Raw genomic sequence first — 18,956 nt, 5'->3', positions numbered from 1 at the left:
GTGTTGGCTCCGCTTTCTTTTTAAGTGACTTTTAAGTCAACATTGACAATGCTCTCGACCAGTACTCAGCGAACACTGAACTCCGACAACACCATCGGTAGCGATAATGCTGCTTATTGAATACAGCTGACTAGCAAAGCACTGCTATCGCGCCAGTTGGCCACATTGTTGCCCAATTGCCAGCTGACCGCTTTGTGTGTTCCAGTCGTTCCAAGGGTTGCACTCCATACCTCCTTCTTAGGCCAACCAAAAAGAGGATCCAGCTCGTTAACTGGCGTTACCTGACCGCCAAAACGCAGCTGCCACAAGCTTAACAAGTTCAGCCCTGCCGTGGTTGGAGCCTGGTTATCACCATTTGGTGCAGCATGGTTATCTGTTGGATAAGCATCACTCTCAACAGGCAACGACCAGCTGCCAACAGGATCTCCGTTAGTCAGGTTACGACACAGTTGCAGAGCATGACTGGTTGATATCGGAGCAGGAGCTGCATGACTAAATAGCCCCCAATTAATCCCCCCCTGAGTGAGAGTGCCTGAAGCCTCCGGATCCGGCAGAGAACTACCAAAACCAGCCTGCGCCTTGAGCGTTGCCTCGGCTTTGCTCAAGGGACGATGGAAATAAGCCGAGCCATCAATGGGATTACCATAACTGTCGTTGCCAGCCAGCAACAGACGAGTAACGGGTGAAATACCCCGTTTCAACGCATTGCTGGCATTGTAATAAACGCCCCCCACAACACACTGGCTCGCATCCTGACATAATGTATCGCCAGCCCCCCTGCTCTCGGATGCATTAAGGCATATCTCACCATACTCAGTAGTTTGCAGGCAGAATTTCACCTCTTTGCCAACAAAATGACGCGCATCGATAGTAGGAGCCGTGCCATTACGGATCCCGTCCGCCCATTCGCGGTTGTCCAGCATGCCGTTACCATTCAAATCCGTCACCGCATCGCTGGTAAATCCGAGCTGACCACGCAATGCGGCATACAGACTGGTTCCGATGCGATAGGCCGGAATGTGAAAGGATCCCAGTGGCTCGGTCATATTGTCATTATGCTCGGGCCCCTGAGTGTTTGAGGTATCCACCAGCCAACGGGAAGTGCCGCTCAGTCCGACAATACGAGCGTAAAGATTACGGTTGTATTCAAAATAGCCATGCAGAGTAATCGCAGCCCCCGTCATCTGGGTACAACTCAGTGAACCGGACAAGCCAGCATTATCAATGGGAACCACACAATATTGGATGGCCAGACCGATATCATCATTGCTGATGGTGTAATCACAAGGTTGGCCGCTACAGAGTTGATCCCGGTTTTCAACACGCCAGAAAGATACGCTGTTGCCCTCAGGTCTGGCTGTGACCGATGGGAAATATTGATAACTGCCTCGCAGCACTGCACCTGCCTCTGGCCACCCACCATTGCTTATGTTGATCACTGGCGTGGCCGTCGGAGCTACCCCACTCGGATTGGCTACAACAGGCCCGGTTATCGTACATCTCTCATTTCCGGTATCTGGCAGGCCGGTCTGAGCTACCGGCGTGACGCAGTAGCCGATCATGGCTCCCAGATCACTCTCAACCAATTGATAGCTCCTGCTGTTTTGCCCAGCAATGGCCACATTATCCCGCTTCCACAGGCGAATACTGTTCCCTTCCTTATCTCCGTCCGGGTCTGCAAACAAATAGCTGCCATACAGGGTGCTGCCGATTGCTGATGACCCCAGAATGTTTATGCGGGCAACCTCGGGAGCTTGACCCACCTTGGCAGCCACGGCAGCCGAGGCATCGCTGCAGCGTCGCTGTCCCAGCGTCGGATTGTTATAAGGATCCCTTGGCACCGATGCGGGACGCACACAGAAAATGATCTGCTTTCCCTGTTGCGCGGCGGTCAGTATCAACGATGGAGTATTGGCACCGGCAATGGCCACACCATCGGCCAGCCAGCTATAACGACTACTCCCCTCGCGATCTTGTGGGTCAGCATCCTGATAGGTGTAAAGCCCGGTAACGGTATCACCGACGGTCAAGCCCCCTGCATTGGACAATGCCACAGCCAGGGCCTCGGGAGCATAGCCGGTCGGCTGGGTCACTATCATCGGCAGACTGCAACGCTCCTCTCCTCGAGTCTGACTGACACCTTGCGCGACAGGGGTAACACAAAACGCCAGACGTTTACCCACCATGTCGGAAGTCAAATCCAGAACATATCCCTGACCCAGGGCGCCACCCTGACTCTCGCGCCACACCAGCTCACTGTTGCCTTCCGGGCGTGCTGGAGTATTTGGGTCAACAAAAAAGTAGCTACCTTCCAGGGACGATCCCGCCAAAGCTTGACCATCAATATCAAGCAAATGTGCTTCGGGGATCTGCCACTCGGCAACTGGTGGGGTTACGTCGGGACGACTGGGGAAACCATCATCACCATTGCCGCCACAACCAGCCAACAGCAAGGCACATGAGATAACAAAACGATTCATTCAGGACTCCTTGTCTCTCAATCATTCAGGGTTGCCAGTGGAGTTCTACACGGCGGTTGAGCGCCCTGCCGACTGTCGTCTCATTGCTGGCGACAGGTTGCAATTCCCCGGCCCCCTGGGCATCCAGACGGGAAGGAGCAATGCCTTGTTCTGTCAACCAGCGGACAACCGCATCGGCTCGTTGCTGGCTCAGACGTTGGTTATAGGCATCAGCCCCCCGGTTATCGGTATGACCAACAATGACCAGTCGGCTTTTTTCTGCCTGCTGAAGACGCTCGAGTAGAGGCTGCAAAGGTGTCGGATCACGCAACCTGGCACTGTCGAAAGCAAACAGGGTTTCAGCAGAGAGAGGGGCTAGCTGTACTTTTTCGGGAGGAGGAGAGACCTCGGGAGGCACGACGGCGATAACCGGAGCGGGATCAGCTGCGAAGCGATAAACAATGCCAAGGGAGGTCAGGTGATGATCACTTTGCCCAAGCAGATCACTGCCCAGCCCATCAATATATTGATACTCAAGACGGGCTCGCCAGCGCTCACTGAGCGCATATTCGACTCCTGTGGCAAAGAGCGCATCCCAGCCCCGATCAGATTGATGGTAATTGTCCCCCTCAACTTTTCCCCACCAATGGGTGGCACCAATTCGACCATAAAGATCCAGACGCTCGGCCAGGGGATAGGTCAATTTGGTAGAAAAATCGGCACTTTGCATGGTGCCTTCCACATTGCCAGCCCTGTACTCCCCCTTCGCTTTGCCAAGCCAGGTGTAACCCGCTTCCAGAGCCAGCCAGTCATTGACTTCTACCCCGCCAAACAGGCCGGCACCAAGTGCATCACGGTTGCAACCCGTTGCCCAGGCCTCGCAGCCATCCTGATAGTAGGACCACCCCAAACGAACCCCGGAATAAGGCGTCACAGCCTGTGCAGTGGAGAGATGGGTCAAGGTCAACATAGTGATAACAAAAGCTTTATTTTTCATATCAACGCGTCCATTGCATATCCTCAACCATGTTAAGGAGAGCAATCGCCTCATTCAAATCCATTTGGTAAAGATGTGACGACACGCCATTATTGATGCACAACCAAAACAGGATGCAGGCAAGTCTGATCTCTACACCCGCCATTCACACAGCGTTGACAGATGAGATTACCTTCGCGATTTTCCTGAGCCAGGGAGGGGACTATGAACACGATGGATGTAACAGAGGGAAGCCAAGAGGGATAGCAATGCCCTCCGAAAGCAATCCGGCGCCAATGGCGCCGGATTTTTTATGGGCAAAACTCGCACATCATCCCTTGTCAGGGAGTCAGCGACTGGGCCGCAAAGCGAGCGATGATGGGGTTGTGATCGGAGGAATCGGTCGCGGGCGAGCTCACCTCCACCAGGTCCAGATTGCGGTAGTAGAGGTGGTCGAGCGGACGGCCGAAGGCGGTGCGGCGCAAGTCGGGCACGGGCACGGCCTCCTGCAGGCCCAGCTCGTCCACCAGCTTGTTTAGCCAGAACTGGCGCTTGTCGCTCCAGGTGTTGAAATCCCCGGCCAGGATCACCGGCCCCTGATGGCGACGCACCAGCGCGGTCAGATCGTTGAGCTGCTCGCGGAAGGTGGCCATCCCCAGCTCGAAGTTGACCGCATGGAGGTTGATCACCAGCACGCCGTCAGGATCGCCCTGTAGCGGATAGAGGCTCACCAGCCCGGATTTGGGGATACGCAGCAGAGGTTCGGGAGAGCGCACGCCACAGACGAACGCCTGCGGGGTCTTGGCCACCGTCATCACGCCAAACGAAACCGAACCCTGGGTGAAGGCCTGCAACTGCTGCCACTGGAAATTCCCGGCGCGCAGCCAGTCGAGCATCTCGGGACGGGTCGCCGACTCTTGCAGGAGCACCAGATCCTGCCCCTTGGCGTACTGGTCCATCCCCTCGCGCCAGTTCTTGCGCTGCCCCTTGTAGAGGTTCCACACGGTAATGCCGAACTCGCGCGGCAGCGCCGTGGTCGCCAACGCCACCAGTGGCGGGCGTTGGCAATCGAGATCCGGCACGATTCCTTGCGCGGTCACCAGATGGTTCTGATCCGGCACGTCGAAACAGCCCACCAACCCCAGGGTCAGCAGAGAGGTACCCAGAATGCGATAACTATTTTTCATTGGCTACTTTGCATTGTGCTGTGACCATCACAAACGTCATGAGTGCCGACTAAGCTGATAAGTTCCCGTTCCGCTCAACCAGGAGGAGATGCCCCCATGGCAAAAGAACTCAGGTACAACGTGACGTTTTATGATCAACAAGGAAATTGTCATCAAGTGGAACTTGCCACCGTCTACCAGATCAGACGGGACCCGCAGTGCGATCTCTGCCTGTTTGACACCCTGCAATACGTCGGGTCGGAAGAGATGCTGGAACGCATGATACGGCAAAAAACCGGGCTTGAGCAGGAAATATCCATCATCAATGCCCGGTTGCTCTGATCACTCGTTCACCGGAACCGGGCGGGATTTGCCGTTTTCGTCGATGGCGACGTAGGTAAAGACCCCCTCGGTCACGCAGTAACGCTGGGCGTCGTTTTCACGCAGCACCGGCTTGACCCACACCTCCAGCTTAAGCTTCATGGAGCTGCGGCCGATCTTCATGCAGCGGCCGTAGCAGCAGACCACGTCCCCTACTTTCACCGGGCTGTGAAAGGTCATGCCCTCGACGGATACGGTACAAATACGTCCCTTTGCCAGCTCCTTGGCCATGATGCCCCCACCTATATCCATCTGGGACATGATCCAGCCACCAAAGATGTCGCCATTGGGGTTGGTATCGGCTGGCATCGCCAGAGTTCTCAGCAACAGCTCCCCATCGGGGTGACGTTGTGTATCTACCATCATTACTGCCTCTCTCTCATGGATGGGCGGCATGATAGGGGGCGATCTGCCCCTTGGCAAACCTCAATTGCCACGGGCCGCCAGCTCGGCGAACCAGTGGGCCGGATCGGGCCAGCGATAGTTGAATCCCAGTTGCTCGCAGATGCGCAGCCCGTCGATGGGCAAAAACGCCCCGGCAGGCTCGATAAACACCGGCACGGGCAGCCCCAGCTGACGGGCGGCAAAGGGGTAGAACTGCTCGCGGCGCGGATGAACCGGTGCGCTCAGATTGTAGGCATCCCCATCCTTGCCCCGCTCAAGCAGCAGCAGGCAGGCGGCCACCACATCGTCCAGATGGACCAGATTGACCGCCTGGGCGCCCCCCTCCAGGGTCTTGCCGGCCAAAAAGCGCCCCGGATGACGATCCGGGCCATAGAGGCCGGAGGGGCGCACTATCATCACGCACTCGAAACCGGCCGTCTGCACCGCCTGCTCCGCCGCCAGCATCCGCTCGCCGCGGGCATGACGCGGCTTGGGTTGCTCCCCCTCCGCTTGGCCTGCGCCCCATACCGAGGTGGCACTGACAAACAGCACTCGCCGGGTGCCGTGCGCTTTGGCAAGCTGACAGGCCTTTGCCACCGCCAGCGGATAATCGTCGGTCTTGCTTGGCGGTACGCAGATCACCAGGGTCTCGCAGGGGATAGGCCACTGCTCTTTTTTATCAGCGACGGGCATATGGGCAGAAATCGTCAGCGGATGGGCATGGATCCCCTCCCCCTGCAAACGGGCCGCCTTCTCGTCCGAGCTCACCGTCACCGCCACCTGTTTGCCAGCCGCCAGCAGGGCCCGCGCCAGCGGCAGCCCCAGCCACCCCGCCCCCAGAATGCCGATCGTCCCGGCGATATATTGCTCTGTCATCGTCCATTCTCCTGCTTGACGCTATTCCAAAAGTAACTTTTATTTTCCGATACATAATCTATGGCAGTGAAAAATCAACCTACCTCTAATTTTTTATAAACCCCCACATATACATAAAGAAGATAATAGATATTATTGCTGTGTACAAAAACCAAGCGATAGAAGGCACCAGCCTCATGCAACATGTATCTAAACAATCTTTTTTAAAAAATGAATCAATAGACTTTTTTGCAAAACAAACATTCATAACCAACAATAAAGATGCTATTGCAACCACAGAACCAGACAATACAGCAAATACAGATTCAACATTAATAAAAGAAGGAGGGTTTTTAATGTTTAAACTCTTTAGCGATTTCGCGCCTAATAAAAAAGCTGAAGCAATACCCATGTTTCTAAAATGATCAAAAATTGGTTTTGGATCATCGATAAATAAATTCTTAAGATTTTCTATTAAAGACCCCCTAGTTCTCGTTGAGGCCTCTATATCTATAGAGGTCGTTTGCTCACAACAATCCTTTTGGGGCATACGTTTATATTTAAATGAACTATACGGTATCCTATATGCGCTTATTATTCTGATAATTGATGATTTAGCTTCTAGCTTAGCTCGTTCCCAGTCATGTTTAAGCAATAATGATATTTTTTCAGAGAACTCTATATCAAGACCTTCAATCACCTCTCTTTCTTTCATTCTCCAGACAGTATCAAGAATCTCACGGTCGTCACCATCATCAGGATTTAAAAGAAGCTGCAGCTCAATATAATATGACTTTATTTTATAGCGTTCATTCCTTGAGTAGGCTGAACATATATCTATTGCTAACTGCCTGATTTTATCTCGCCAAATTTGCCTTTGTTGAGTTATGTTTTCTATAGAGATTTTTCGTTCACTAGTTCTTAATGTAACAAATCCGGCTACAGCACCAGCGATAACCCCAGAACTAAGTATAGTAGTAATATCCATTCAATAGCCTTACTCTTTAGTTTTTTCACTTGTAGCTTGAGCTTTCATTTCAGTAACCTGACTTCCTAACAATGTTAAAAGCTGATTTCGATCAGTTACCTTTGACTGGCGAATTGAGAATAATTTTTCCCATCCTAGTGTACCTTTGTATGATTCATCTTCCAGTTTCTTATCTATCTCTCGAATATCCAAATCTAGCTTCGCGAGCAAATCAGAGTATGTTTTTGTTAATAACTGCTGTGCAGTTCCAATCTCCTTTTCCTGGATGGCTTTCGCATTAATAATAGATGATTGTGCAGATATATATTCTGCCCCCTTCCACCCACTAGCGGCAAGGCCAACAACTAGCGTGATAACGAGTAAAAACTTCTCTAACACTTCTAACTTCTCTTTCATGAAACCCACTCTCAATTTAACTAAAATTAACTAGATAAATATTGCACCACTATTGGTTGCATAACAATCAACATATCCACTCATGCAGCCTGCAAATAGATGACACATCAACAACATCATTATATCGCCGTTAAGTAGACCATATTTACAACTAGATAAATAGGGATTTTTATACAGCCTTCTATGATATTACCTGACAACGAAGCGGGCCAATAGCCCGCTTTGTCATACCTATTTCACCCCATCATCACACCGGCGGATGAAACTGGCTGGCCCCGCGGGTAGCCATCTCCTCGTAGGTGGCCCATTTCTGCCACGCCACTTGTTGGGCAACCTGCATCAGCCGCTGCGCTTCTTCCGGATGACTCTGGGCCAGCACCCGGTAACGGGTCTCCTCGGCCCGGTAGTCGGCAAGCGGGATGGAGGGGCGCAGGCTGTCGAGGCTAAAGGGGTTCTGCCCCGCACTGCGCAACACAGGGTTGTAGCGCATCAGCGGCCAGTGACCGGAGGCCACGGCGCGTTTTTGCTGGGTCAGCCCCTGCTCCATATCGATGCCGTGGGCGATGCAGTGGCTGTAGGCGATGATGAGCGAGGGGCCCGGATAGGCCTCGGCCTCGCGCAACGCTTGCAGCGCCTGCTGCGGGTTGGCACCAAAGGCGATGCGGGCAACATAGACGTTGCCGTAGGAGATGGCCTGCAATGCCACATCCTTTTTGGCCAGCGTCTTGCCCCCCGCCGCGAACTTGGCGACGGCACCGAGCGGCGTCGATTTCGACATCTGGCCGCCGGTGTTGGAGTAGACCTCGGTATCCATTACCAGCACGTTCACATCGCGCCCGGAGGCGAGCACGTGATCGAGCCCCGCCGAGCCGATGTCATAGGCCCAGCCATCGCCGCCGATGATCCAGACCGAGCGGCGCACCAACTGATCGATGAGCGAGAGCAGCTCCTGGGCCCGGCTTGATCGCACCTCCTCCAGTCGCTCGCGCACCTGCGCCACCCGGCCCCGCTGGGCGCGGATCTCCGACTCCAGCCGCTGTGGGGCGTTGATGAGGGTGTCGACCAGTGCCTCACCGAGATCCCCCTTCATGGCCTGCAGCGCCGCCACCGCCTGGGCGTGGTGCTGATCGGCGGTGAGGCGGAAGCCAAAGCCAAACTCGGCGTTGTCCTCGAACAGGGAGTTGGACCAGGCCGGCCCCTTGCCTTCGCCGTTCTTGGCCCAGGGAGTAGTCGGCAAGTTGCCGCCATAGATGGAGGAGCAACCGGTGGCGTTGGCCACCAGCATGCGATCGCCAAACAGCTGGGTCAGCAGCTTCAGATAGGGCGTCTCGCCACAGCCCGCGCAGGCGCCGGAGAACTCGAACAGGGGCTCGAGGAACTGGGCGCCGCGCACCGTGGAAAAATCCACCCGCTCGCGGGCAGGCCACGGCAGGCTCTCGAACCAGTGCAGTGCCTGCTTCTGGCCGGCCAGGTGCGGCATCTTGTCCATCATGACGATGGCGCGCTCCCCTTCGTGCTCTTCATCGGCACCGGCTCGCACCGGGCAGGCCTGCACGCACTGGCCGCAACCGGTGCAATCTTCCGGATAGAGCTGCAAGGTGTAGCGGCTGTCGGGAAAGCCCCTGGCGGTCACCGGCACCGACTGGGCCGCCTCGGGGGCGCTCGCCAGCCAGTCCTGGTGATAGAACTTGGCCCGCAGCGCCGCGTGGGGGCAGACGAAGACGCAGTTTCCGCACTGGATGCAGATATCCGAATGCCAGATAGGGATCTCGCGGGCGATATCCCGCTTCTCGAAGCGGCTGGTAGCGGTGGGGTAAGTGCCATCCACCGGCAGCATGGAGACGGGGATCAAATCGCCGCGCCCCGCCAGCATCTCGCCTGTGACCCGCTGGACAAACTCGCTGCCGCCGGGGGCCAGGGGCAGCGGATAGTCACCCGCCTCGTCCTCCCCGTCCGGAATGCTCACCCGGTAGAGGTGGGCCAGGGTATCGTCCACCGCCGCGAAGTTGCGCGCCACCACCTCGGGCCCCTTGCGGGCATAGCTCTTCTCGATGCTCTCCTTGATAAGCGCGATCGCCTCATCCCGCGGCAAGATGCCGGCCAGGGCGAAGAAGCAGGTCTGCATCACTGTGTTGATGCGATTGCCCATGCCGTTTTGCTCGGCCACCCGATCCCCGTCGATGCAGTAGAGCTGGATATTGAGGGCGCGAATGCGGGCGCGCAGCCGCTCGGGCAGCTGCTCCCACACCTCATCGGCCTCAAAAGGCGCGTTAAGCAGCAGGGTCGCCCCTTCTGCGGCGTGTTCCAGCAGGTCCACCGACTCCACAAAGCCCCACTGGTGGCAGCCGATAAAGCTCGCCTGCTCGATAAGCCAGGGGGCGTCGATGGGCTCGGGGCCAAAGCGCAGGTGGGAGACGGTGCGCGAGCCCGACTTCTTGGAGTCGTAGACGAAGTAGCCCTGGGCGTGGAAGCCCTCCAGCTCGCCGATGATCTTGATGCTGTTCTTGTTGGCGCCGACCGTGCCATCGGCACCGAGGCCGAAGAACAGTGCCCGCACCCGGCTAGGGGGCTCCAGATCGCCGATGGGGTGCCAGGCCAGACTGAGGCCCGACACGTCATCCACAATCCCTACGGTAAAGCGCGGGCGCGGCGCATCGGAGGAGAGCTCCTCAAACACGGCGGCGCACATGGCGGGGGTGAACTCTTTGGAAGACAAACCGTAGCGACCGCCGCTCAGCCAAGGCAGGCGCTTGATAAGGCCTCGTTGCAAGCCGTCAATCAGCGCACTTTGCACATCCAGCAGCAGGGGCTCGCCACCGGCACCCGGCTCCTTGGTGCGATCCAGCACGGCGATGCGGCGCACGCTTTCGGGCAGGGCATCGAGCAGCGCCTGCACCGGGAAGGGGCGATAGAGGCGCACCACCAGCACCCCGGTCTTGCGATCCTGCCGGTTTAGCCAATCCACCGTGGTGCGAGCGGTGGCCGCTCCCGAGCCCATCAGCACGATGACGTCGGTGGCATCGGGGGCGCCGTGATACTCCACCAGCTGGTAGTGACGACCGGTCAGCTTGCCGAGGCTCTCCATGCACTGCTGCACCCGGGCCGGCACCGCCTCGTAGAAGGGGTTGACGCTCTCGCGGGACTGGAAGTAGGTATCCGGGTTCTGGGCCGTGCCGCGCATCACCGGATGATCCGGGTTCAGCGCCCGCGCACGGTGAGCCCGCACCCAGTCGTTGTCGATCAGTGCCCGAATTTCATCTTTGTGCAGCGCGACTATCTTGTTCACCTCGTGGGAGGTACGAAAGCCGTCGAAGAAGTGAATAAAGGGCACCCGGCACTGCAGGGTGACGCTGTGGGCAATCAGCGCCAGATCCTGCGCCTCCTGCACCGAGCCGGAGGCGAGCATGGCAAAGCCGGTGCTGCGCGCCGCCATCACGTCTTGATGGTCACCAAAAATCGAGAGCCCCTGGGCCGCCAGCGAACGGGCCGCCACATGGAACACCGCCGAGGTCAATTCGCCTGCGATCTTGTACATGTTGGGCAGCATCAGCATCAGACCCTGACTGGCGGTGAAGGTGGTGGCGAGCGCCCCCGCCTGCAGGGCGCCGTGGACCGTACCGGCCGCCCCCCCTTCGCTCTGCATCTCCACCACAGTGGGGATGTTGCCCCAGAGGTTGGTCTGTCCCTCCGCGGCCCAGGCATCGGCGAGCTCCGCCATGGTCGAGCTCGGGGTGATGGGGTAGATGGCGCACACTTCGCTCAGCTGGTACGCCACCCGGGCTGCGGCCTCGTTGCCGTCAACCATGATCAGTTCGTGTTTCATAGGGACTCCTGTGGTTGGCGCAGCTCGATGGCGTGGCAGGGACACTGGTCGTGGCAGGCGCCGCAGCCGGTGCAGCGTTCGGCATCCACCCGATAACCGTGGCCCGGCCCCAGTTTCTCGATGGCCTGCTCGGGGCAGCTGCCGTAACAGCCGTCACACTCGAAGCAGTTGCCACAGGAGTAGCAGCGCGCCGCCTCGTAGCGGGCCGCCGTTTCGTCCAGCCCGCCGATGATCTCGCCAAAGTCGTCCCGCGCCCAGGTCGGTTTCACCGGCTGGCTGCTGGCGGGCGCATGGGTCTGGAACCAGAGCTGCAACTGCTCCGGCCCCACCAGCGGATAGGAGAGCATCTTCTGGTAGTGGCGCCCCCGCAGCCAGGCATCCATGTGGCGCGCCGCCTTCTTGCCGTGGCCGGTGGCAATGGTGACGGTGCGCTCGGAGGGCACCATGTCGCCGCCGGCAAAGAGGCCCGGTACGTCGGTCATCAGGTTTTCGCCAACCTGCACCACCCCATCCCGGTTGACCCGCACGCCCGGAATGCTTTCAAGCACGGAGAGGTCTACCTCCTGACCCAGCGCCAGAATGAGGGAGTCAGCTTCCAGAGTCTCGAACTGGCCGGTGGGCACCGGCTTGCCCTCTGCATCCAGCGCCATCACCTCCACCTCTATGTTGGTGTTGTCGAGCTGGCGGATGCTGCGCAGCCAGTTGATCTTGATCCCCTCCTCCTCGGCCTCGTCAGCCTCGAAGGCGTGGGCCGGCATATGATCCCGGTCGCGGCGATAGATGATCATCGCCTCCTCCACTCCGAGGCGGCGGGCGGTGCGGGCCGCGTCCATGGCGGTGTTGCCGCCACCATAGATGGCTACCCGGCGCCCCAGTTTGGGAAGCGGCAGCCCCTGCTCTTCGGCCAGGCTTGCCTGCTCGAGAAAGCTCACCGCATCGAGGATCTTGCCCGCCTCCCGGGCCGGAATGTCGACCCGCTTGGCCAGATGGGCGCCGATGGCCATAAAGACGGCGTCAAAGCCCCCCTCGTCGCGCTCACGCAGCACATCCTCCACCTTGTGGTTGAGGGTCAGCGTCACCCCGGCGGCCAGAATGCGGGCCACCTCCCGATCCAGCACGTCGCGGGGCAATCGATAGGCGGGAATGCCAAAGCGCAGCATGCCGCCGGCGAGCGGGCCCGCCTCGCGGATCTCCACCTGATGGCCGAGCCGATTGAGGTGCCAGGCACAAGAAAGCCCGGAGGGGCCCGCCCCTATGATCAGCACCTTCTTGCCACTGGCGGGCGCGGGGGGCGCAGGCTGCCAGCCCTGGGCCAGCGCCTCGTCACCGAGAAAGCGTTCGATGGCGTGAATGGAGACGGCTTCATCCACCCGGGCGCGGTTGCAGGCGCCCTCGCAGGGGTGATAACAGACCCGGCCGTGGACGGCAGGCAGAGGATTTTCTTCGATCAGGGTCTGCCAGGCCGCTTCAAAGCGCCCGGCCTGGGCCAGGGAGAGCCAGGCTTGAATGTTTTCACCGGCCGGGCAGGCGTGATTGCAGGGTGGCAGGGCCGGCCGCCAAACGGGTAGCCGGGTACGCACCGGGCCTGTTCCCGTTTTCAGGGAGAGATCCGGCAATGGGGTCATATCCAGTTGTTTGCTCATACATTGCTTTCTTCTTGTTGTGGGACAGGCCCCATCCAAATGCGCTTGATACCGTGTAGCCTGGGCAGACGGTGGCCGGAAGGGGAAGAAGCGAAAGCGTCAGAAACTGGAAGCTGACTCGATAGTGGACTGTTTTTTGTACGCCTTGGCCGATCGGGATCAAAAAATGTTGCATTTTATGGGCAATCGCGTCCGAATTGTGACCCATGTAGCCCCCATGCAAACGGGTCGTCATCGTGAACGCGCCTGCGGCCTGCCATCGCCAGCCCCAAAATCCGCAACCTGCCGTAATTGCCGCTCACGCCATAAACCGTTATGTTGCCCTCTTCCCGGGCAACGCAGCCACGTCACAAGGAGCCGGACATGCCAACCCTCGACAGCATTCATCTCTATCCCGTCAAATCGACCGCAGGCATGGCGCTGACCCGCGCCCGGGTCACCGAGGAGGGTCTGCTGGGGGATCGCCGCTACATGGTGGTAAAACCGGATGGCACCTTCATCACCGCCCGCACCCACCCCCAGCTGCAACAAGTGCAGGCCACCCCCATTGATGGCGGCCTGCTGCTGCGCTATCCGGGGTTCGAGCCGCTCACATTGCAGGAGGCCGAGTTCAGCCTGACTCCGCAGGCCACCGGCGTCTGGAAGGACAACTTCAATGCCCTGCATACCCACGCCCTGGCCGATGCATGGCTAAGCCGGGTGGCAGGGGAAAGGGTGCAGCTGCTCTGGCTTGGCGAAGAGTCCAACCGCTTTCGGGAGAAGACAGGCACCCGGGTCAGCTTTGCCGATGGCTATCCCTTGCTGCTTATCAGCCAGGGTTCGCTTGAGGATCTCAACCTGAGATCCGATGCTCTGCACCAGATGAGCCAGTTTCGCACCAACCTGGTGGCAAGCGGCACTCGCCCCTTCGAGGAGGACGGCTGGAAGCGGATCCGCATCGGCGAGGTGGAGTTTCTGGTGGCCAAGCCGTGCAGCCGCTGCATCATGACCACGGTGGAGCCTGGCACGGATCGCTTCAATGCCCTGAAAGAGCCGCTGGCCACCCTCACCCGCTACCGCCGGGGCGAGGATGGAGAGGTCTATTTCGGCCAGAATCTGGTAGCCCTGAACGAGGGGTGGATCGAGGCGGGCAGCGAGATAGAGGTGCTGGAGACCGCCCGCGCTCCCGTCTATCCCAACGCGGCCCCGAAAAAGCGCGAGCTGGTGTGCGTGGCCCGCGAGCCCCTGACCCGGGATCTGGAGACCTTCTGGTTCGAGGCAGCCGACGGCGAGCCCTTGCCGGATTATCTGCCGGGCCAGCACCTGCCCATCAGCCTGGATATCAAAAACGAGCGCATTCAACGCCGCTATACCCTGAGCGCCAGCCCGGATCAGCCGGAGCGTTACAGCATCAGCGTCAAGAAGGTGGCCGATGGCCGCATCTCCCACTGGCTGCACCAGCAGTTGCAGGTGGGTGACCGCCTGCTGGCAAGCGACCCGGCCGGGGAATTTCACCTGGGGGCAGGACGGTCCTTGCTGTTGCTTTCGGCAGGTTCGGGGGTGACCCCCATGCTCTCCATCGCCCGTACCTTAGGCTTGCGCGGGGAGCTTGGGGATGTTCACTTTATGCACCTGTGCCGCAGCGAGGCGGACATTCCGGCCGCCCACGAGTTGCACGCCATGGCGCGCCAGGGGATGACCCTCACCCTGATCCTGAGCCAACCCGATGAGCACTGGCAGGGGCTCAAGGGACGGCTTGCCGATGAACACCTCAAACAGGTGAAAGATCTGGCAGGACGCGACGTGTTTGTCTGCGGTCCCCACGGCTTTATGGCCGATGCCACGGCTCGCCTGCTGGGGTTGGGCGTTGCCGCCGAACGCATCCAGCAGGAGAGCTTTGGTGGCGCCATTCTCTCGGTCGCTCGTCCCCATCAGGCGGTGCAGCTGCGCATCGGCGAGCGCGCCTTTGCCGGCAACAATCAGGGCACCGTGCTGGATCAGGCCCACAAGCAGGGTGTGGAGCTGCCCTGGAGCTGCCGCGCAGGGATCTGCGGCAGCTGCAAGCAGACCCTGCTCGAGGGCGAGGTGGAGCACCCGGATGCCCCCGCCATCACGGCCGCCGAGCGGGCCGAAGGCAAGATCCTCACCTGCTGCGCCGTGCCGCTCACCGATCTGGTGATCGGCCCCCGTTAATCACAAGGCCGGGAGCCAGGCTCCCGGCCCCCTTGTTCCACCTGCGTTCCCTCTTTATCTCCCTGCTTCGTAATCTCTCTCCCGGCGTCACATCGCTTTTCTTGGCCTGCGCCCTGCTCCGTCCGACCAGCCACCTATACTCACAACAAAAATAAAACCCCATCAAGACAGCGGGTTCTGCCGTCTGCCCAAGGGGGTATCTTTGGCGCGAATAAGGAACGCTCAAACCATGGAACAAAACAGACCCGCCTTTCAGCTCAACCTGCTGCTGTCGGTTGTCACCCTGATCCTGCTGTCACTGGTATTTTTTGCCTACAGCTGGTCGGAAAGCAGGCTCGAACACAACTATCAGCAACGCTACCAATCCTATTTGCTGGCCGACGAACTACGGCAATCCTCCGACGATCTGACCCGGCTGGCCCGCACCTATGTGATCACCAAGGATCCCGCCTACGAACAGCAGTACATGCGGATCCTGGCCATTCGCAACGGGGAGCAGAACCGGCCGCAAGGCTACAACCGCATCTATTGGGATTTTGTCGCCGCCACGGGCCAGAACCCGCGACCCGACAGCGGGCTGCGCCGCAGCCTCATCGATCTGATGAAGGACACCGGCTTTACCGAAGAGGAGATGGCCAAACTCAACGAGGCCAAGAACAACTCGGATTCCCTGGTCAACACCGAGGTGGCCGCCTTCAAGCTGGTGCAGCAACAGGACGGGGATCTGGCCGGCAACCAGCAACAGGCGATCGCCATGATGCATGACAAGGCCTATCACCAGAACAAGGGGCGCATCATGTCTCCCATCGACGACTTCTACGTCTTGATGGAGACCCGTACCCAGCAGGCGGTGGATGACGCAGCAAGCCTCGCAACCATGTTGCGCTACCTCTTCATCGCCTTGGGTCTGGTGTTGATGTTCTTCCTGTGGCGAACCTACAAGGCACTGCTCGATCTGGTCGGCACCTCGGTCGATCAGCTCAGAAGCGAGCTGAACAGCCTGGCCCAGGGGGATTTCTCTCGCCCGATCAAGGTACCGAACGGGGCCAAAGATAGCCTGATCGCGCTGCTGGCCGGCATGCAGACCACCCTCAAGGGGATCATTGCCCAGGTCTCCCACTCCAGCGGCGAGCTGTCGGAGTCGGCCGACAGCATTGCCCAGATTGCCGAGCAGACGGCCCACTTCGCCACTTCCCAGCAGAGCAGCACACAGACCATGGCGGCCGCCATTGAAGAGCTGGTGGTGAGCATCAGCCACCTCTCCGACAACGCCACCCATGCCGACGAGCTGAGCAAGGTCTCCGCCGATACCCTGGAGCAGGGGGCCGGCGTCATCAAACAGACCCTGGACAGCATAGAGAACATCTCGAGCACGGTGGGGGATGCCGCCAGCAGCCTTGCCGACCTCAACAACCATACCCAGCAGATCTCCGAGATCATAGAGGTGATCCGCGGCATCGCCGATCAGACCAACCTGCTGGCCCTCAATGCCGCCATCGAGGCGGCCCGGGCCGGGGAGCAGGGGCGCGGTTTTGCCGTGGTGGCCGACGAGGTGCGCAACCTCGCCAGCCGTTCGGCGGCCTCGACCCAGCAGATCACCGGCATGATAGGCAAGATCCAGAGCGGGGCGGACACCTCCATCCGCAGCATGGAGCTCACAGTCAACAACGTCTCGCGCGGGGTGAGCCTGGCCAACCAGACCGGCGAGGCCATCGCCAGCATCCAGAGCCACGCCGCCAACCTGACCGGCCTGATGGGGGAGATCAGCCACACCCTGCGCGAGCAATCCACCGCCGCCAACGAGGTGGTCTCCACCGTGGGCAATATCACCTCCCTCTCCGAACAGTCGGGCGAGGCGGCGCGCCACGTCTCCCAGGAGGCGGCCAAGCTCAAGCAGCTGTCACGGCTGCTGCGCCAGGAGATGGCCCACTTCAAGCTCTGAGCAGGGAGCCTAAAAGCAAAACGGCTGCCCGAGGGCAGCCGTTTTTCATGGCAGAGTCGCTTAACCGCGCAGGGCGGCGATGCGCTGCTCGATGGGCGGGTGGCTCATGAACAGCTCGCTCATGGAGCGCTTGCCGTTGATGCCAAAGGCCATCATGGCGCCTTCCATCTGCGGCTCGGCACCGCGGGAGAGGCGCTCGAGGGCGGCGATCATCTTGTCGCGGCCGGCCAGCTTGGCGGCGCCGGCGTCGGCGCGGAACTCACGCTGACGGCTGAACCACATGACGATCATGGAGGCCAGCACGCCGAACACCATCTCCAGCACGAATACGGTAATCATGTAGGCAAAACCGCCGGTGCTGCTGCTCTCTTCCTCATTGTTGGAGCTGAAGAAGTTGCTGATGACGCCGGCCACGATGCGGGCGAAGAACATTACGAAGGTGTTCACCACCCCCTGGATCAGGGTCAGGGTAACCATGTCGCCGTTGGCCACGTGGCTCACCTCGTGGGCCAGCACGGCTTCCGCCTCATCGCGGCTCATGCTGTAGAGCAGCCCGGACGAAACAGCGACGAGCGAGTCGTCACGACGGGCGCCGGTGGCGAACGCGTTCATCTCGGGGGAATCGTAGATACCCACTTCCGGCATCTTGATGCCGGCTTCACGGGCCTGACGGGCCACAGTGCTCACCAGCCAGTGCTCGGTCTCGTTGCGGGGCTGTTCGATGACCTGGACGCCATAGCTGCGCTTGGCCATCCACTTGGACATCAGCAAGGAGATGAAGGAGCCCCCAAAACCGAACACGGCACAGAATACCAACAGACCGGAAATGCTGGACTTGTTGATCCCCAGAACCGAGAACAGGATGTTGAGTACCACCCCCAGCACCAGCATGACGGCCAGGTTGGTCACCAGGAATAGCATTATTCGCTTCATATAGACTCCTTGTGAAAATAAGGGACACGGACGGGGAAAACGGATCTCTCCTGCCCATGTTAATGCCCACATTCTAGGAAAATTCGATGAATGTTCGCTGAATGTGTCGTCACAGCAGTGGGGAGATATCCAGCCGTCCCTGCAAATTCGCTTCAAGTGGATTGTTTACAAAGGGGATTTCACCCAAAAACGGAGCAGGTATCAAGCCTCTCAAGGTGTCCAGATTTTCCTGATAGTGGCTCATGGCGCCATGCAGCCGGTTGATGACCCAGCCCGCCACCGGCAGGTTGTCGTTGCGAATGGCGGCAAAGGTGAGCAGCGCATGATTGAGACAGCCCAGCTTGGCTCCCACTACCATGATCACCGCCATGTTCTCCTGCTTCACCCAGTCCGACATCAGATGCTGGCGATCCAGCGGCAGATACCAGCCTCCCGCCCCTTCAACCACGGTCAGCTCGGCCCCGGCCTGCTCAATCTTGCGCAGCCCCTCGCTGATCCCCTGCATGTCGATGGGCTGGCGCACTTCGCTGGCGGCGATATGGGGGGCGATGGGGGGCTCATAGGCAAACGGATTGACCAGATCGTAAGGCAGCGCAACACTCGCCGCCTCCTGCAAGAGCACGGCGTCGAGGTTGCGAAGCCCGTCCGAGGTGCGGGCACAGCCCGCTGACACCGGTTTGTAGCCTGCGCAGCGGATCCCCTGGGCGCTGAACTCCCTAAGCAGGGTGCGGGCCACCAGGGTCTTGCCCACGTCGGTATCCGTGCCGGTAATAAAAAATGATTTCATCTTCTTCTCTCCCTGGCGTGACAGCGAGCTCACTGCCCCTGCCACGCCGCA

Annotated in this window: 14 protein-coding genes; 3 read left to right on the top strand and 11 right to left on the bottom strand. The window is 59.2% G+C overall.

Annotated elements, in window-relative coordinates; translation table 11 throughout:
- Positions 1 to 113 precede the first annotated feature (113 nt).
- The 3 genes from MRK42_RS06990 to MRK42_RS06980 all read right to left on the bottom strand — a co-directional run bounded on the left by MRK42_RS06990 (position 114) and on the right by MRK42_RS06980 (position 4,622).
- Positions 114 to 2,480, bottom strand: a complete 2,367-nt coding sequence (locus MRK42_RS06990; RefSeq protein ID WP_354688971.1) for a hypothetical protein — start codon at positions 2,478 to 2,480, stop codon at positions 114 to 116.
- A gap of 25 nt (positions 2,481 to 2,505) precedes the next feature.
- Complete coding sequence (locus MRK42_RS06985; RefSeq protein WP_061475523.1) at positions 2,506 to 3,456, bottom strand: outer membrane beta-barrel protein; 951 nt, start codon at positions 3,454 to 3,456, stop codon at positions 2,506 to 2,508.
- A gap of 320 nt (positions 3,457 to 3,776) precedes the next feature.
- Positions 3,777 to 4,622 (bottom strand): endonuclease/exonuclease/phosphatase family protein, encoded by an 846-nt coding sequence (locus MRK42_RS06980; RefSeq protein WP_042025586.1) that lies wholly within the window; start codon positions 4,620 to 4,622, stop codon positions 3,777 to 3,779.
- Between the two features lie 96 nt (positions 4,623 to 4,718).
- On the opposite strand from MRK42_RS06980, the gene MRK42_RS06975 reads away from it, so the two are divergent.
- Complete coding sequence (locus tag MRK42_RS06975) at positions 4,719 to 4,943, top strand: hypothetical protein (protein ID WP_026458683.1); 225 nt, start codon at positions 4,719 to 4,721, stop codon at positions 4,941 to 4,943.
- On the opposite strand, the gene yciA is transcribed toward MRK42_RS06975, so the two are convergent.
- The 6 genes from yciA to MRK42_RS06945 form a co-directional block, all read right to left on the bottom strand.
- A complete protein-coding gene (yciA, locus tag MRK42_RS06970) occupies positions 4,944 to 5,348 on the bottom strand; it encodes an acyl-CoA thioester hydrolase YciA (protein ID WP_354688970.1) in 405 nt (134 codons plus the stop codon).
- A gap of 60 nt (positions 5,349 to 5,408) precedes the next feature.
- Complete coding sequence (locus MRK42_RS06965) at positions 5,409 to 6,242, bottom strand: NAD-dependent epimerase/dehydratase family protein (protein WP_354688969.1); 834 nt, start codon at positions 6,240 to 6,242, stop codon at positions 5,409 to 5,411.
- Positions 6,243 to 6,327: 85 nt separating this feature from the next.
- Positions 6,328 to 7,209 carry a hypothetical protein gene (locus MRK42_RS06960; protein WP_354688968.1) on the bottom strand — a complete coding sequence of 294 codons (882 nt, stop codon included), beginning with the start codon at positions 7,207 to 7,209 and terminating at the stop codon, positions 6,328 to 6,330.
- Positions 7,210 to 7,218: 9 nt separating this feature from the next.
- Positions 7,219 to 7,605: a hypothetical protein gene (locus MRK42_RS06955; RefSeq protein WP_354688967.1), complete on the bottom strand. Its 387-nt coding sequence runs from the start codon at positions 7,603 to 7,605 to the stop codon at positions 7,219 to 7,221.
- A 247-nt stretch (positions 7,606 to 7,852) separates the two neighbouring features.
- Positions 7,853 to 11,428, bottom strand: a complete 3,576-nt coding sequence (nifJ, locus tag MRK42_RS06950) for a pyruvate:ferredoxin (flavodoxin) oxidoreductase (protein WP_354688966.1) — start codon at positions 11,426 to 11,428, stop codon at positions 7,853 to 7,855.
- Entirely contained in the window at positions 11,425 to 13,071 is a 1,647-nt protein-coding gene (locus tag MRK42_RS06945) for an NAD(P)-binding protein (RefSeq protein ID WP_354688965.1), read from the bottom strand. Before MRK42_RS06945 ends, nifJ begins: the two co-directional genes overlap by 4 nt.
- A gap of 363 nt (positions 13,072 to 13,434) precedes the next feature.
- Between MRK42_RS06945 and MRK42_RS06940 the strand changes: the two genes are divergently transcribed.
- Positions 13,435 to 15,243, top strand: a complete 1,809-nt coding sequence (locus tag MRK42_RS06940) for an MOSC N-terminal beta barrel domain-containing protein (RefSeq protein ID WP_354688964.1) — start codon at positions 13,435 to 13,437, stop codon at positions 15,241 to 15,243.
- Between the two features lie 229 nt (positions 15,244 to 15,472).
- Positions 15,473 to 17,185 carry a methyl-accepting chemotaxis protein gene (locus tag MRK42_RS06935; RefSeq protein ID WP_354688963.1) on the top strand — a complete coding sequence of 571 codons (1,713 nt, stop codon included), beginning with the start codon at positions 15,473 to 15,475 and terminating at the stop codon, positions 17,183 to 17,185.
- A gap of 60 nt (positions 17,186 to 17,245) precedes the next feature.
- Here MRK42_RS06935 and htpX read toward each other — a convergent pair whose 3' ends face one another.
- On the bottom strand, positions 17,246 to 18,118 hold the full coding sequence (gene htpX / locus MRK42_RS06930; RefSeq protein ID WP_042025577.1) for a protease HtpX: 873 nt from the start codon (positions 18,116 to 18,118) through the stop codon (positions 17,246 to 17,248).
- Positions 18,119 to 18,227: 109 nt separating this feature from the next.
- Positions 18,228 to 18,905, bottom strand: coding sequence for a dethiobiotin synthase (gene bioD / locus MRK42_RS06925; RefSeq protein ID WP_354688962.1), 678 nt, complete (start codon positions 18,903 to 18,905; stop codon positions 18,228 to 18,230).
- Positions 18,906 to 18,956: the final 51 nt, after the last annotated feature.

It is taken from the genome of Aeromonas sp. 19NY04SH05-1, assembly GCF_040581895.1.
Taxonomy (GTDB): Bacteria; Pseudomonadota; Gammaproteobacteria; order Enterobacterales; family Aeromonadaceae; genus Aeromonas; species Aeromonas enteropelogenes.
The sequence above is the reverse complement of the archived record's forward strand: the minus strand, read 5'-3'. Positions and strand labels throughout refer to the sequence as shown.